The following is a 14045-nucleotide window of genomic DNA, read 5'->3' on the forward strand; positions in this document are numbered from 1 at the left end:
TTTTTACAGATCACGCAGGAAGGCCAGGACGGTCCGGGCCGTCGCGTCGTTCTGCCGGAACGCGGCGGCGTTCGTGCCCGGCCGGGCGAACGCCACCGCCGAGCGGGCGTCGGTGTACGGGCCGAGCGCGAAGCGCCGGGGGTGGGGGCGGCCGTCGCGGCCGAGGACGCGCCCGTCCCCGGCGTCGACGGCCAGCAGCCCGCCGGGGGTCACGGCGGCCTCGGCGCCCAGGGCGCGCAGCAGCGGATCGCGGGAGCGCAGGACGGAGGGCGCGGGCAGCCGGGCCTCGACGAGCGCCCGCGCCTCGACGGCGTGCCCGGGCAGGCTCGCGCTGTGCGCCCGGAAGAGGCCGCGCGCGGCATCGGCCTCGACGGCCATGTCCGCGCCGACGAAGCGCACCACCCCGGCGCGGGAGAGCGCGAGCAGCTGCCGCAGCCGCGGGCTCGGCGGGCCGGAGGCGAGGTAGCTGAAGAAGCCGTGCCACCAGGGGCCGGTGTCGCCGAGGCGGACGAGCTGCGCGTAGACGGACAACAGGCCGAGGAACACGGCGAGATCGGGGCTGTGCCGGGGGTCGTTCCTGCGGGCGAGGTCGGCCTCGATGTGGGCGCGCAGGCCGTGCTGGAGCGCCTGTGCGCCGGGGTAGCGCACACCGGCCAGCGGGTGGTCGAGGGCGTCCAGGTCGAGGCGGTCGTCCGGGTCGGGCACGGACTCCTCGACCAGCGCCTGGAGTTCGGCGCTGCCGGGGGCGCAGGCGTCGTACTTCTCCTCGAAGTCGGCCCAGGCGACGCGGGTGCGTTCGGGGTGCGCCGTGAACAGCCGGTGATAGTGGGCGAAGCCCAGCTCCTTGTCGACGAGGGGCCGTACGTCGCGCGCGAAGTCGGGGCGGCGCGGCAGGGCGTCGATCGCGGACGGGCCCACGTAGCGCGGCAGCGGCGGCTGTTGGCCGTTCGGGCCGTAGCCGAGCTTGGCCCGGTAGGGCACTCCGCGCCGCGAGCCGACGTGCAGGACGGGCTCGCGCCCCGAGGGATGGTAGGCGAGGGTGCCGGATCCGTCGTCCGTGTAGCGCCCGCCCCGCCCCTCGGTGAGCAGCACCATCAGGTCGACGAAGGCGAGCCCGAAGCCCCGTACGAGGACGTGCGCGCCGGGCCGCAGAACGCTCAGGTCGCTGTCGGCGGTGAACTCGGGGGGTAAGTAGGTGAGTTCATGGCGGTCGGCGAAGGCGGCGAGGGCCGTCTGTTCGTCGTCGGGGCCGGTGGCGAGGTGGCCGAGGGCGAGCACGACGAGGTCGGCGTGCAGCGGCTCGGCCCGGCCGTCGAGCCACACCTGCTGCCGTCCGGTGCGCGGGCCGGTGAGCCGTACGGCGCGCGTGCGGTGCTCGTGGACGGTGATGCCGGGCGGCAGGGCGGCGACCGCCTGCGCGTACACCGCGCCGAGGTAGGCGCTCTGCAGCCGGCGGCTCGCGAAGCTCTGGCCGGTCAACTCCCGGGCCTCGGCGGCGACATCGGAGGGCAGCGACTGTCCCGCGCGTGCCGCCCACGCGGCGAGCGTGGGGCCGGGGCGGACCGGGCCCTCGATCGTCGCCGAGTCGTCGGTGTACATCGTGATGTCCCCGGCCATGGAGTTCATCCACAGCAGCGGCGACTGGTCGTGCCGCCAGATCCGGCCGCCGCCGGGCGGGTACGGGTCGACGAGGTGCAGCGCGAACCGCCCGGAGCCCAGAACTCCGGGCGCGTTGGCGGCAATGCGTTCGACCAGGCCCGTGCCGCGTGGTCCGGCGCCGACGATGACGAGGGACGGGAAGGGGCTTGGGGGGTGAGCGGGCATGCGGGAGCTCCGTGAAGGCGTGATCGAGCACGAAGCTGCCCTTGCCGGTGGCCGCGCCCCTCAGCACGACCGGAGGCCGAGGCTAAGCCGGAGGTGCGGACCGCTGTCAAGCCTGTCCGCACTGTGGGCATCGCGTCTCACGGCCGCACACAAGGGAGTTGACGGGCATGTGGATGGCTGTTCCACTTGCACCATGCACTCAAGGCGGCGACTGGTCACACGGGGCCACATCGACTTCTGCCGGGTGTGGTCGGCCTCCTGTTCGGGCTGACCTCACACCCCGGTCCCGTCTGCCTTTGCCGTCACGGCGGCTCGACGCCGCCACCCCTCCCCTCAGCTGCACCCGCAGTCGCACCCATCACAGCAGCAATCACAGTCACAATCGCAGCAGCCATCGCAACCACCGCAATCACAATTGCAGTTGCAGCAGTTACAGCAATCGCAGTAGTTGCACCAGGCCCTGCGCGGTCGCCCGTCCCACGGGTCGAAGTACGGGTCACGGCAGCACAGCTGGCACGTACAGAACATGCCGGCCCACACCGCGCATCCCGCGATCGCCCCGCGCCGCTTGCCCCACCTCGGCGGCTCGGGCGGTGCTGGCGGGCCCGGCGGCGGCATCACCGGCGGCGGGCCGAACGCGCCCTGGTGGTCGTGGGCTTGGCAGCCGCCGGACGCGAAGGCCCGCTGGACCGCGCGTTCCAGCTCGTGCGCCAGCAGCAGGTGGGCGAGCCGGCCCTGCGACCTGCTCGCGAACTCCACGTCGCGCAGCGCCAGGCGCACTCCGTGCACCGCGTCGTCGCACAGCCGCCGTACGTCGGTGAGTTCGGTACCCGTGACCGCGATCGGATTCCAGGTGCCGGACGCGGCGTCCTGTTCCAGGTCCTCGACGGCGTCCAACAGGTGTGCGAGCCGCCCGAAGAGCCGTCCGGCCTCCTCCAACGGCGCCCGGTTCTCCGGCCGTCCGGCCAGTACGGCGGTGTGGCCGAAGGCCGCGGCGGTGGCCGTCTCGGTCGGTTCGGTCAGCGACAGCAGGGGCGTACCGGGGCCCGCGAGGGCTTCCAGGCCCGTCTGCCGTTCGACCGCGTCGACGAGGAGGGTGGTGTCGAAGCCGAGGCCGGCGCCGGTACGGGCGCCCGCGCGGTCCCACTTCACCGCAACCCGGCGCGCGGCAGCGGCCATCGGACGCCGCGCCAGGAGGCCGTCGCGGTCGGCGACATGGTCGCGCAGCTTCGCCGAGGCGAGCACCAGCGAGACGGACGCCGCCAGCCGTGCGCCCTCGCCCTGCGCCACGGGGGCGGTGCGCATGCCACGCAGCGGGCAGGGACCGGCCGTTCGCCGCCAGGCTCCCGCCTCCCCGCCCTCCGGGGTCTGCGCCTCGACAAGGACGGATATGACCAACCCGTCGTAATTAGTCGCGACTCGCGCGAATTGTCCGTGTTCTCCCCTCAAAGCCAGGCAGAGTCCGCACAGATGAGCCATCCACTCGGCGTGCATCCTCTCGGAGAGGCGATGCCTGCATGGCCTGACGATTCCGAACAAAACCTTCCCCCGTGTGTAGCTTCCTGCGGCCCGGCGCATCCTAGACCTAGGGTCGGAACCGAACACTCCCGGCCCGTGCACTCGGGTTTCTTCAGGGGTTTCTGATACACCGCCATCTGCTTTGCACCAGATGCGTCACGAAATCCACGCTTGGCCCCCATCCACTTGGCACATCATCCGCATCATGGACGACCATAGGGGGGCGGGCGGAACACACCGCGTGTGAGAGGAGGCGTCCATGGGTTCGGTGCGTAAGGCGAGCGCCTGGCTTGGCCTCGTCGACGACAACGACGACGAGCGCTACTACGACGACGAGTACGCCGAGGGGCCCGAGCCCGGTGACTCCTGGGTGACCAACCCCAAGGTGCAGGTGGCCGACGTGGCCGCACAGGAACAGGGCACGCGTATCGCGACGGTCACCCCGGACGGCTTCCGGGACGCCCGTGGCATCGGCGAACTCTTCCGCGACGGCGTCCCGGTGATCGTCAACCTCACCGCCATGGAACCGAGCGACGCCAAGCGGGTCGTGGACTTCGCGGCGGGGCTGACGTTCGGGCTGCGCGGCTCGATCGAGCGCGTGGCCACCCGCGTCTTCCTGCTCACGCCGGCCGACTACAAGGTGGTCAGCGGCGAACCGGTGAGCCGCGCGAACGGCGGCTTCTTCAACCAGAGCTGAGATCCAGAGCTCAGATAACTGACAGGCGCTTACCGGAACGCGTCGAGGCCGGTGAGCGCCTTGCCCAGCACGAGTTGGTGCATCTCGACGGTGCCCTCGTACGTGAGCACCGACTCCAGGTTCGTCGCATGCCGCATGACGGGGTACTCGAGCGAGATCCCGTTCGCCCCCAGGATCGTCCGGGCCGTACGGCAGATCTCGATCGCCTCCCGCACATTGTTGAGCTTCCCGAAGCTGACCTGTTCCGGCCGCAGCCGCCCGGCGTCCATCCGCCGCCCCAGATGGTGGGCGAGCAGTATCCCCTTGTGCAGTTCCACCGCCATGTCGGCCAGCTTGGCCTGGGTGAGCTGGAAGCCGCCGATGGGCCTGCCGAACTGCTCGCGCGTGCGCGCGTAGTCGAGCGCCGCCTCGAAGCTCGCGCGCGCCGCGCCCATCGCGCCCCACACGATGCCGTACCGGGCATGGCTCAGACAGCCGAGCGGCCCGCCCAGCCCGGTCGCCCCCGGCAGCACCGCGTCCGCGGGCAGCCGTACCTCGTCCAGGACCAGCTCACTGGTGACGGAGGCCCGCAGCGACCACTTGTGCTTGATCTCGGGCGCCGAGAAGCCACGGCTGTCGGTGGGCACCACGAACCCCCGGATGCCCTCGTCCGTCTGCGCCCACACCACCGCGACACCGGCCACCGAGCCATTGGTGATCCACATCTTGCGGCCCGTCAGCACCCAGTCGCCGCCCGCGTCGCGCTTGGCGTACGTCTGCATACCGGCAGGGTCCGAGCCGTGGTCGGGCTCGGTCAGCGCGAAGCAGCCGATGATCTCGCCGGCGGCCATGCCGGGCAGCCAGCGCTGCTTGTGCTCCTCGGAACCGAAGCGGTGGATCGCGTACATCGCCAGCGAGCCCTGGACGGAGACCAGCGAGCGCACACCGGAGTCGGCGGCCTCCAGCTCCAGGCAGACCAGCCCGTACTGGACGGCGCTCGCGCCCGCGCAGCCGTAGCCGGTCAGCGACATGCCGAGGGCGCCCAGCGAGCCGAGCTCGCGCGCCAGTTCACGGATGCCGGGCAGCTCGCCGCGCTCGTACCACTCGGCGACGTACGGCAGCACGCGGTCGGCGGCCCACTGGCGGACGGTGCTGCGCACGGCCAGGTCCTCGGCGGTCAGCAGCTCGTCGAGGCCCAGCGGGTCACGCGGGTCGAACGGCGGCAGGGCACGTGCGGACATGGTCGCCTCCGGCGTGTGATCATCCCGGTCACCCCGACGCTACGGCCCGGTAACCGGTTCCGTCCACCCCTCGGCCGGGGCATCGCACACCTCGGTGTCCGCCGCGCGCGGCAGGCGCAGTGCCGCGAGGGCGCCCGCGAGGAGCAGGACCGCGCTCACCGCGAGCGTGACGTGCAGACCGTGGACGAAGGCGGCGCGGGCCGCCTGCCGCAGGGCCGTCCCCTCCGGGCCCCCGAGCCGGTCGGCGACCTCGTAGGCCTCGCCGAGGGAATGGCTCGCGGCCTTGCCGGCCGCGCTCGGCACGCCCGGGGTGTCGCTGACGCCGGGCGCGTACGCGGCGTTCATGACGCTGCCCAGCAGGGCGATGCCGATGCCCGCGCCCAGCTGATAGGAGGTCTCGCCGATCGCCGCGGCACCGCCCGCCGCCCGGGCGGGAGCCTCGCTGAGCATCGACTCGTACGCCCCGAACAGCGTGGTCTCCAGGCCCAGGCCGAGCAGGACGAAGCACACCATGAGGGTCACCGGCCGGTCCTGGTCGCCCATCACCGTCAGCGAGAGCACCGCCACCGCCGTCAGCACGAACCCGGCGCAGACCATCGCGCGCGGCCCGAAGCGGTGCAGCACCCGGGAGCCGGCGAGGCCCGCGGCCATGGCGGCCAGCGTCAGCGGGAGCAGTCGCAGGCCCGTCTGGAGCGGGGTGAGGCCGAGGACGAGCTGGAGGTACTGGGCGGCGATCAGTTCCAGGCCGACCAGGGCGAGCATGGCCAGCACGATGCAGCCCACGGAGGTGCCGAACGCGGGGCGGGCGAACATCGTGAGGTCGACCAGCGGATGCCTGCGGCGGCGCTGGCGGCGTACGAAGAGGACCAGCAGGGCACAGCCGAGCGCGGGCGGGACGACGGTGACGAGGGACAGCGGCTCGGCGCCGCCGATCCGCTTGACCCCGAGGACCATGCCGAACAGCCCGAACGCGGCCATCAGCGCGCCGAGTACGTCCCACGGCCCGTCCCGGTCGCCGGTCGACTCGGGCAGCAGCCAGCGGCCGACCGGGATGCTCACCGCCATCAGCGGGATGTTGATGAGGAAGACCGATCCCCACCAGAAGTGCTCGAGCAGCAGCCCGCCGAGCAGCGGGCCGACGGCCGCGCCCACCGCGGCCACCGCGCTCCAGACCCCGATCGCGAGCGCCCGCTCCCGCCGGTCGGGGAAGACCTGGCGGAGGATCGAGAGCGTCGCGGGCATGATCATCGCGCCGCCGGCGCCCAGCAGCGCCCGGGCCGCGACGAGCACCCCGGGCGTGGTGGCGACGGCGGCCATCGCGGAGGCCAGGCCGAACAGGCCGTAGCCCAGCAGCAGCACCCGGCGTCGTCCGACGCGGTCGCCGAGCGTGCCGAAGAGGATCAGCAGGGAGGCGCAGACGAGGGGATAGACGTCGACGATCCACAGCAGCTGTATCGCACCGGGGCGCAGGTCCGCGGTGACGGCGGGGACTGCGACGTGCAGCACGGTGGCGTCGACGGCGACGAGGAGCAGGCTGACGCAGAGGACGACGAGGACGGTCCAGCGGTTCGCCCCCGCCCCGCTCCCCCGCACGGCCCGCACACGCTGCCGGGGAACGCCCGCCGCCCGGCGAATGCGGGCCGTGGCCGTCCCGGGCATGCGCCCACCTCCGTGTCGGGTCCGCCCGGCGGACCACCGCAGGGCACGGAGGGCCCAGTGGCACCGGGGGGACGAGTGAGACGCCAGAGTACGCGAGTCCCGCCAGGCCACCGGCGCCGGAGCCGTGCGCGCCGCCGCCGGGGATGCTGGACAATCGGTCGGTGACTTCTCTCGCCTCCCCCTCCGGCATACGCACCGGCTCCGGCCTGCGCGCCCTCGACGGGCGCACTCCGGCCGGGGCGCTGCGCCGAGCGGCTCCGGCGCTGCTGGCGTACGCGGCGATCCGGGTGCTGGGCGTGGTGGTGCTGGCGGTGTGGGGCGCCTTCGCGGGCAAGGACCCGCACCAACTGCTGTCGGCCCGCTGGGACTCGCTGTGGTACTCCCGCATAGCGGAGGACGGCTACGGCTACACGCTCCACCTCGGCGGCGGCAAGGTCCACTCCGATCTGGCGTTCTTCCCGCTGCTGCCGGGGCTGGAACGGGCGCTGTCGGCGCTCTTCCCGCTGTCGGCGGCGGACGCGGGGCTGGTGGTCAGCGCGGTCGCGTCGCTGGCGGCGGCGTGGGGGATCTTCGCGATCGGCGAGCGGCTGTACGGCCGGCGGGCGGGCATCGCCCTGGCGGCGCTCTGGGCGGCGCTGCCGGTCGGCATCGTGCAGTCGATGGCGTACTCGGAGTCGCTCTTCACCGCGCTGGCGGCCTGGGGCGCGTACGCGGTCCTCACCCGGCGGTGGATAGGGGCGGGCTGGTGCGCGGCCCTGGCCGGGCTGACCCGCCCGGTGGGCGCGGCGGTGGTGGCGGCCGTGTGGCTCACGGCGGCGGTGACCCTGCTGCGGCGGGAGCGGCACGACGAGCTGCGCGGGGAGTTGCCCCGGATGCTGCTGGGCGTGCTGCTCGCGCCGCTGGGCTGGCTCGCGTACGTGGCGTGGGTGGGGGTCCGGACCGGGAGCGTGACCGGCTATCTGGATGTGCAGGGCGGCTGGGGCAACGGCTTCGACGGCGGGCTCGCCTTCGCCTCGTTCATAGGGCAGCGCCTCGGCGGCCCGGCCTTCCCGGCGGGGCTCGCGCTGCTGGCCGGCGTCGGGCTGGTGCTGTGGCTGTACGCGGCCGGGGTGCGGCAGCGCCAGCCGCTCCCCCTCCTCGCCTACGGCGGGGTGGTGCTGCTGCTCGCGCTGACGGCGAAGGGGTACTTCGGGTCGAAGCCGCGGCTGATGATGCCCGCGTTCCCGCTGCTGCTGCCGCTCGCGGTGGCGCTCGCCCGGCTGCGCACGGTCCGCGGGGTGCTGGTCGTGAGTGCGGTGGCGCTGGCGGGGGCCTGTTACGGAGCGTTCTGGCTGCACGGTTCCGGCCCGCCATGATCGGCGTTCCCGGCAACTCCGGTAAGGAACGGGAAACGGTGCACTGCGGCCCGGCCAAGCTCCGATAAACGTCCGCAAACGAAAAGCGTTAAAGGCGCTCCGGATGCCCGGAGGCCGTCCGGCACGGGAACCCTGGCGCTTTTTTATTCCGGCTTTATTTCGGCGGCCCCGACCGAAGAAAACGCGCCGAAAGTCTTGTTTGAGACGCATTCCACATCACATCGTCATCACAAAAGGCTCCGATCGGCCGGACCCTCCCGTCACGCAATGTAACGTCGATTGGGTGCGAACCAACGACGAGCTCGTCCCCGTGGAGGAGCACCCGACCGAGCCCGCCCGGCCGCGGATGACGCGGACCCGGATGGGGATCTTCGCCGCGACGTCCGTGGTCTACACGGCGATCGTGGTCGGCGTGCTGACCACGTCCTGGCCGGTGCGGTTCGACTGGCAGGTCATGCTCTTCCGGCCGTACAAGCAGTGGCCGGAGTTCCACACGTTCCTCGACTACTTCGTGGTGCTGGGCCAGCGCGGCCCGACCGCCGTCGCGGTCGCCGCGTGGCTGGGATGGTGCTCGTACAAGCGCAAGACCCTGCGGCCCCTGCTGGTGCTGGGCACCACGCTGCTGCTGCTGAACGCGACCGTGGGCGCCGCCAAGATAGGGATGGGCCGGCTCGGGCCGCACTACGCCACCGCCATCGGCTCGAACGAGATGTTCGCCGGTGGCGACATATTCCCCTCGGGCCACACGGCGAACGCCGTGGTCACCTGGGGTGTGCTGGCATATCTGGCGACCACGCCGCGGGCCCGCCGGGTGGCCTCGGTGGCGGCCGCGATGCTCGGATTCGGCGTCGGCATGACGACCGTCTACCTCGGCACGCACTGGATGAGCGACGTGACGCTCGGCTGGACGGCGGGCCTGCTGGTGCTGCTCGCCCTGCCCTGGTTCGAGCCCCTCATGGCCCGTACGGAGGCATGGCTGTTCGCCGCCTGGGCGCGGCTGCGCGAGCGCGGCCCGCTCACCCCCGCCATGGCGGCACCCGCCGGGGTGTGGGCCCCGCGCCGCCCCGGCGACGACCAGTTGCCCGCGCGCGAGCCCGTGGGCGCCGGCCAGCGTGCCGGGCGCGTACCGGACCCCAGACCGCACCTGCCGGCCCGGCCGCACACGGCCCGCTCCGAGCGGACCCCTGTCACCCCGACCGGCAGCCGCCGCCCGCCGCACTCCGACCGGACACCGCGCACCCAGCCGCCGGTCCCGGCAACGGGCCGCGGCAGGACCGTCTGACCCGCGCACCTGTCGCGAACGGCCGTCCCGGGCATCCCGGGGCGGCCGTTCGCGTTTCAGCCCTTCCAGCAGCGCCGCACGGTTCCGTCCACGACCTCGAAGTTCAGCCGGCCCGTCACGTATTCCAGGGTGATCAGGGTGCCGGGCGCCAGCGCGCGTACGGTCGTCCAGCCGCGCTCGCGCGCCCGGATCCCGGCGCGGGCGGCATCCAGGCCGACATAGCCCTCGGGGTCGTCGTCGGGGTCGGCGGGCAGGTTCGGAAGGGGCACCATGAGGGCCACCGTAGGCGTTGGGTCACGCTTTTGTCACAGTGATCCCCAGCCGGGTTTACCGTAACGCAGATCACCCCCAGGGGTCTTTTCCAGCCCTCCGGTCACCATTGTCCGGCGGCGGCCGCGGAATTCACGGCACCTTCCCGTAATGCCCGCGACAGCTCCCCGGACGGCGACCGGAATTTCCCCGCGATTTCCTGGACAGGATGCGCGTACCGTGCGCGCGACTGCAATTGCCCAGCAGCTGCGGCACGTTGCTACCCAACAACCGGAATATCCAATTCCGGAATATCCCCCGGCGAGGCGGTCTCGCGCCATGCCCGCCGGGCGAGCATCATGGCGGGTGCCCGAGAGACCCATGTGCACGACAGGCCGCAGGAGCCGAGAGCGAGCGAGGGGGCACGGATGGGGACCGACACGGCGCAGGCGAGCGCCGCTCCCGCCAGGGAGCGGCGTCCCGGCGCGGTCCTGGTGGACTGGCTGACGACCACCGACCACAAGAAGATCGGCAACCTCTATCTCATCACGTCGTTCGGGTTCTTCCTGGCGGCCGGGGCGCTGGCGATGCTGATGCGCGCCGAACTGGCCCGTCCGGGCCTGCAGTTCATGACCACCGAGGAGTTCAACCAGGCCTTCACCGCGCACGGCACGATCATGCTGCTGCTCTTCGCGACCCCGGCCTTCGCGGGGTTCGCCAACGCCATCATGCCGCTGCAGATCGGCTCACCGGACGTGGCGTTCCCACGGCTCAACATGCTCGCGTACTGGCTGTACCTCTTCGGCGGCCTGATCGTGGTGGGCAGCCTGCTCACCCCCGAGGGCGGCGCGAGCTTCGGCTGGACCGGCTACGCGCCGCTGAGCAGCGCCGTGCGCTCGCCGGGGATCGGCACCGACCTGTGGATCATGGGCCTCGCGCTGTCCGGCTTCGGCACCATCCTCGGCGCGGTGAACTTCCTGACGACCATCATCGGCATGCGGGCCCCCGGCATGACGATGTTCCGGATGCCCGTCTTCACCTGGAACGTGCTGTTCACATCGATCCTGATCCTGCTGGCCTTCCCGGTCCTGGCGGCGGCGCTGCTGTGCCTGGAGGCGGACCGGCGGTTCGGGGCGGTGGTCTTCGAGGCGGCGAACGGCGGAGCGCTGCTGTGGCAGCACCTGTTCTGGTTCTTCGGCCATCCCGAGGTCTACATCATCGCGCTGCCGTTCTTCGGCATCATCACCGAGATCATCCCGGTCTTCTCCCGCAAGCCGATCTTCGGCTATGTGATGCTGATCGGCGCGACCATGGCGATCACGGCCCTGTCGGTGGTCGTCTGGGCGCACCACATGTTCGCGACGGGCGCGGTGCTGCTGCCCTTCTTCTCCTTCCTGTCCTTCATGATCGCGGTGCCGACCGGGGTGAAGTTCTTCAACTGGATCGGCACCATGTGGCAGGGCTCGCTGTCCTTCGAGTCACCGATGCTGTGGGCCGTGGGCTTCCTGGTGAGCTTCCTGTTCGGCGGGCTCACCGGGGTGATCCTGGCCTCGCCGCCGCTGGACTTCCACGTCACGGACACCTACTTCGTGGTGGCGCACTTCCACTACGTGGTGTTCGGGACGGTGGTGTTCGCGATGTTCGCCGGCTTCTACTTCTGGTGGCCGAAGCTGACCGGGAAGATGATGGACGAGCGGCTGGCGAAGGTCCACTTCTGGACGCTGTTCGTGGGGTTCCACACCACGTTCCTCGTCCAGCACTGGCTGGGCGCGGCCGGCATGCCGCGCCGTTACGCCGACTACCTGGCGGCGGACGGCTTCACCGCGCTCAACACCATTTCCACGATCGGGGCGTTCCTGCTGGGCCTGTCGACGCTGCCGTTCCTCTACAACGTCTGGAAGACGGCGAAGTACGGCAAGAAGGTCGGGGTCGACGACCCCTGGGGCTTCGGCCGCTCGCTGGAGTGGGCGACCTCCTGCCCGCCGCCCCGCCACAACTTCACCGCCATCCCCCGCATCCGCTCCGAGTCCCCCGCCTTCGACCTGCACCACCCCGAGACGACGGAGCCGGCCAAGACCCCTTAGGACTGCGGGCGTTCGTCGACGCGCACCGAGAGGTCGTTGTCGGCGGTGTAGTACGGGCCGGCCTGGGCGGGCGCGTACGGGGCGTCGACGGAGTGCGGCGGGTAGACGAAGATCTGTTTCTTGTCCGCGATGTCGTCCAGGATGCGGGCGACGCGCACCTCGGCCGAGCCGTCGGAGCGGCGCAGCCACAGGTCCCACACGTCCAGGCCGCCCTGCCACTCCTCGCACAGCTCCGGGTAGGAGAGCGTGAAGGTGAACTCCTGGCCCTCGGCCGTCAGCGGCGCCGTACGGACCAGGCCGGGGGTGCGGCGGCAGCGTGCCTCGGCCACGGCCCCGCCGAGCCACTCCTCGGCGTCCTCGACCCGGTGAAGGACGCCGTGCACGGTGATGCCCTTGCCGTCGAGGACCAGGTCCCCGGCCTCCGCGTGCGGGGCGCGCTGCCAGCTGCGCAGGGAGAGGTTGCCGTGCTTGGTCGCGTACGGGATGCGGACCGCGAGCGGCGAGGTGGCCAGGCCGGGCCGGCGGTCGACCAGCGAGCGCAGGTCGGCGAGCCCCGGCAGCAGCCGCGTCGGCTCGGGCTCGCCGCAGTCCACGTACACGTCCCAGCGGCCCTCGGGCAGCGCGACGGTGCTGGGCAGGACGGCCCGCAGGCGTCCGTCACCGTTGGGCGTGAGCGGCAGGCGGACCTCTTCCGTCCCGTCGCCGCCGCGGCGGAGCAGCACCAGGGCCGCCGACCAGTGGCCGGAGGCGTCGGCGTGCCCGGGGGCGTCGAGGTCGAAGGTGAGTCCGCCCGCGGAATCCGCGATGCAGTCGGCGCGCGGCGGGGCAGACACGATGGGGGACTCCTCGGGGGTGTGAAGGCGGGGATCGCCGGTGGAATGCGTCATGCGGCACGCACCCGTCGCAGGGCGCTGCGGCCGGCGTCCGTCGTGCGCAGGGCGCTGCTGAGCAGGGCCCCGCGGGTACGGTGCAGCGAACCGCGCAGCGAACCGCGCGCGGTCAGGTCGGCGAACAGCTTCTCGTAGCGCCCGGCCACCTCGGCCGGGTCGAAGCGGGCCGCGTTCTCGAGGGCCCGCTGCCCCATCCGCCGGCGCAGCTCGTCGTCGTTGATCAGCTTCAGCAGTCCGCCCGCGATCGCGTCGACCTTGCCGACCGGCACCAGCAGTCCGTCGACACCGTTGTCGATGATCTCGGCGGGGCCGTGCGGGCAGTCGGTGGCCACGACGGGCAGGCCGCAGCGCATGGCCTCGACGATCGTCATGCCGAAGGACTCCAGGCTGGAGGTCACGGCACCGATGGAGCCCTTGACCCACTCCGGGTCGAGCGGATTGGCGGGGCCCATGAGGAGGACGTGGTTGTAGAGGCCGAGCTTGTCGATGAGGGCCCGCAGCTTGGCCCGCTCGGCACCGGCGCCGTAGATCCGCAGCCGCCAGTCGGGGCGCTCGGCGACGACCTTCGCGAAGGCGCGGATCAGCACGTCGTAGCGCTTGGCCGGGGCGAGCCGGCCCGCGGCGACGACCCACTTGCCGGAGAAGTCCGCGGGGGCGACGGCCGGGGCGGGGATGCTGTTGGGCACCGCCTCGACCCGGACGCCGGGCAGCCGCATCAGCTTGCGGTACGTCTCGGCGTCGGCCTCGGTCACGGTGGTGACGGCGTCGAGGCGGGGGTAGTGGGTGCGCAGCGTCAGCTTGAGGGGGGCGGAGTGCGTGGAGAGCGTCAGGTGCTCCTGGCCGACGCGCACGGGGCCGCGGCGGGCCTGCTGGGCGATGTGCACGTTGAGGCCGGGGCGGGTGCCCACGACCACGTCGCAGTCGAGGCCGCGCAGGTGCTCGGCGATCCGCCGGTCCGTCAGCGCGCTGTACTGCTTGTAGCGGCCCTCGGAGGCCGGGAAGAAGGAGGCGGGGCGCTCGTAGTCGGGGTTGTCGCCCGCGTAGTCGGGGCTGTCCTTGCGCAGGTCCACGAGGTGGCGCAGCCGCACCTTGCCGGGGGCGGAGAAAACCGGTTCGTCACGGTGCCGGAAGACCGACACGATCTCCACGTCGTGGTGCTCCGCGAGCGTGCCCGCGAGGTTGTACGTGGTGCGGATCGTGCCGCCGATGCCGTAGGCATTGTGAATCAGGAATGAGATGTGCATTCGTCCCCGCAGCCGGTGTGCGT

Annotated in this window: 11 protein-coding genes; 4 read left to right on the plus strand and 7 right to left on the minus strand. The window is 72.1% G+C overall.

Annotation, left to right across the window (positions count from 1 at the left end; all coding sequences use genetic code 11):
• Positions 1-3: 3 nt before the first annotated feature.
• The gene (locus tag ACV530_RS02330) at positions 4-1824 is read right to left on the minus strand and encodes an FAD/NAD(P)-binding protein (RefSeq protein WP_494330482.1); all 1821 of its coding nucleotides are present in this window, start codon (positions 1822-1824) and stop codon (positions 4-6) included.
• A gap of 333 nt (positions 1825-2157) precedes the next feature.
• Positions 2158-3363 (minus strand): DUF5685 family protein, encoded by a 1206-nt coding sequence (locus ACV530_RS02335; RefSeq protein WP_494330483.1) that lies wholly within the window; start codon positions 3361-3363, stop codon positions 2158-2160.
• A 238-nt stretch (positions 3364-3601) separates the two neighbouring features.
• Between ACV530_RS02335 and ACV530_RS02340 the strand changes: the two genes are divergently transcribed.
• Positions 3602-4039 (plus strand): cell division protein SepF, encoded by a 438-nt coding sequence (locus ACV530_RS02340; protein ID WP_494330484.1) that lies wholly within the window; start codon positions 3602-3604, stop codon positions 4037-4039.
• Between the two features lie 29 nt (positions 4040-4068).
• Here ACV530_RS02340 and ACV530_RS02345 read toward each other — a convergent pair whose 3' ends face one another.
• The gene (locus ACV530_RS02345; protein ID WP_494330485.1) at positions 4069-5259 is read right to left on the minus strand and encodes an acyl-CoA dehydrogenase family protein; all 1191 of its coding nucleotides are present in this window, start codon (positions 5257-5259) and stop codon (positions 4069-4071) included.
• A 39-nt stretch (positions 5260-5298) separates the two neighbouring features.
• Positions 5299-6918: an MFS transporter gene (locus ACV530_RS02350; RefSeq protein WP_494330486.1), complete on the minus strand. Its 1620-nt coding sequence runs from the start codon at positions 6916-6918 to the stop codon at positions 5299-5301.
• A 143-nt stretch (positions 6919-7061) separates the two neighbouring features.
• On the opposite strand from ACV530_RS02350, the gene ACV530_RS02355 reads away from it, so the two are divergent.
• A complete protein-coding gene (locus ACV530_RS02355; RefSeq protein WP_494330487.1) occupies positions 7062-8273 on the plus strand; it encodes a hypothetical protein in 1212 nt (403 codons plus the stop codon).
• Between the two features lie 283 nt (positions 8274-8556).
• Positions 8557-9555 carry a phosphatase PAP2 family protein gene (locus ACV530_RS02360; RefSeq protein ID WP_494330488.1) on the plus strand — a complete coding sequence of 333 codons (999 nt, stop codon included), beginning with the start codon at positions 8557-8559 and terminating at the stop codon, positions 9553-9555.
• Between the two features lie 56 nt (positions 9556-9611).
• Here the strand turns inward: ACV530_RS02360 and ACV530_RS02365 are convergent, their stop codons facing one another.
• A complete protein-coding gene (locus ACV530_RS02365; RefSeq protein WP_494330489.1) occupies positions 9612-9827 on the minus strand; it encodes an I78 family peptidase inhibitor in 216 nt (71 codons plus the stop codon).
• A gap of 405 nt (positions 9828-10232) precedes the next feature.
• Between ACV530_RS02365 and ctaD the strand changes: the two genes are divergently transcribed.
• The gene (ctaD, locus tag ACV530_RS02370; RefSeq protein ID WP_494330490.1) at positions 10233-11888 is read left to right on the plus strand and encodes an aa3-type cytochrome oxidase subunit I; all 1656 of its coding nucleotides are present in this window, start codon (positions 10233-10235) and stop codon (positions 11886-11888) included.
• Here the strand turns inward: ctaD and ACV530_RS02375 are convergent.
• Positions 11885-12775 (minus strand): hypothetical protein, encoded by an 891-nt coding sequence (locus ACV530_RS02375; protein WP_494330491.1) that lies wholly within the window; start codon positions 12773-12775, stop codon positions 11885-11887. The two genes, ctaD and ACV530_RS02375, sit on opposite strands and share 4 nt — an antisense overlap.
• Positions 12772-14022 (minus strand): glycosyltransferase family 4 protein, encoded by a 1251-nt coding sequence (locus ACV530_RS02380; protein WP_494330492.1) that lies wholly within the window; start codon positions 14020-14022, stop codon positions 12772-12774. Before ACV530_RS02380 ends, ACV530_RS02375 begins: the two co-directional genes overlap by 4 nt.
• Positions 14023-14045 lie beyond the last annotated feature (23 nt).

The organism is Streptomyces sp. SX-6 (assembly GCF_059089585.1).

Coding starts and splice junctions, on each gene's coding strand:
- ACV530_RS02375 (WP_494330491.1), bottom strand. CDS start 12,775: ATGACGCATTCCACCGGCGATCCCCGCCTTCACACCCCCGAGGAGTCC.
- ACV530_RS02365 (WP_494330489.1), bottom strand. CDS start 9,827: ATGGTGCCCCTTCCGAACCTGCCCGCCGACCCCGACGACGACCCCGAG.
- ACV530_RS02350 (WP_494330486.1), bottom strand. CDS start 6,918: ATGCCCGGGACGGCCACGGCCCGCATTCGCCGGGCGGCGGGCGTTCCC.
- ACV530_RS02340 (WP_494330484.1), top strand. CDS start 3,602: ATGGGTTCGGTGCGTAAGGCGAGCGCCTGGCTTGGCCTCGTCGACGAC.
- ACV530_RS02380 (WP_494330492.1), bottom strand. CDS start 14,022: ATGCACATCTCATTCCTGATTCACAATGCCTACGGCATCGGCGGCACG.
- ctaD (WP_494330490.1), top strand. CDS start 10,233: ATGGGGACCGACACGGCGCAGGCGAGCGCCGCTCCCGCCAGGGAGCGG.
- ACV530_RS02330 (WP_494330482.1), bottom strand. CDS start 1,824: ATGCCCGCTCACCCCCCAAGCCCCTTCCCGTCCCTCGTCATCGTCGGC.
- ACV530_RS02345 (WP_494330485.1), bottom strand. CDS start 5,259: ATGTCCGCACGTGCCCTGCCGCCGTTCGACCCGCGTGACCCGCTGGGC.
- ACV530_RS02355 (WP_494330487.1), top strand. CDS start 7,062: ATGCTGGACAATCGGTCGGTGACTTCTCTCGCCTCCCCCTCCGGCATA.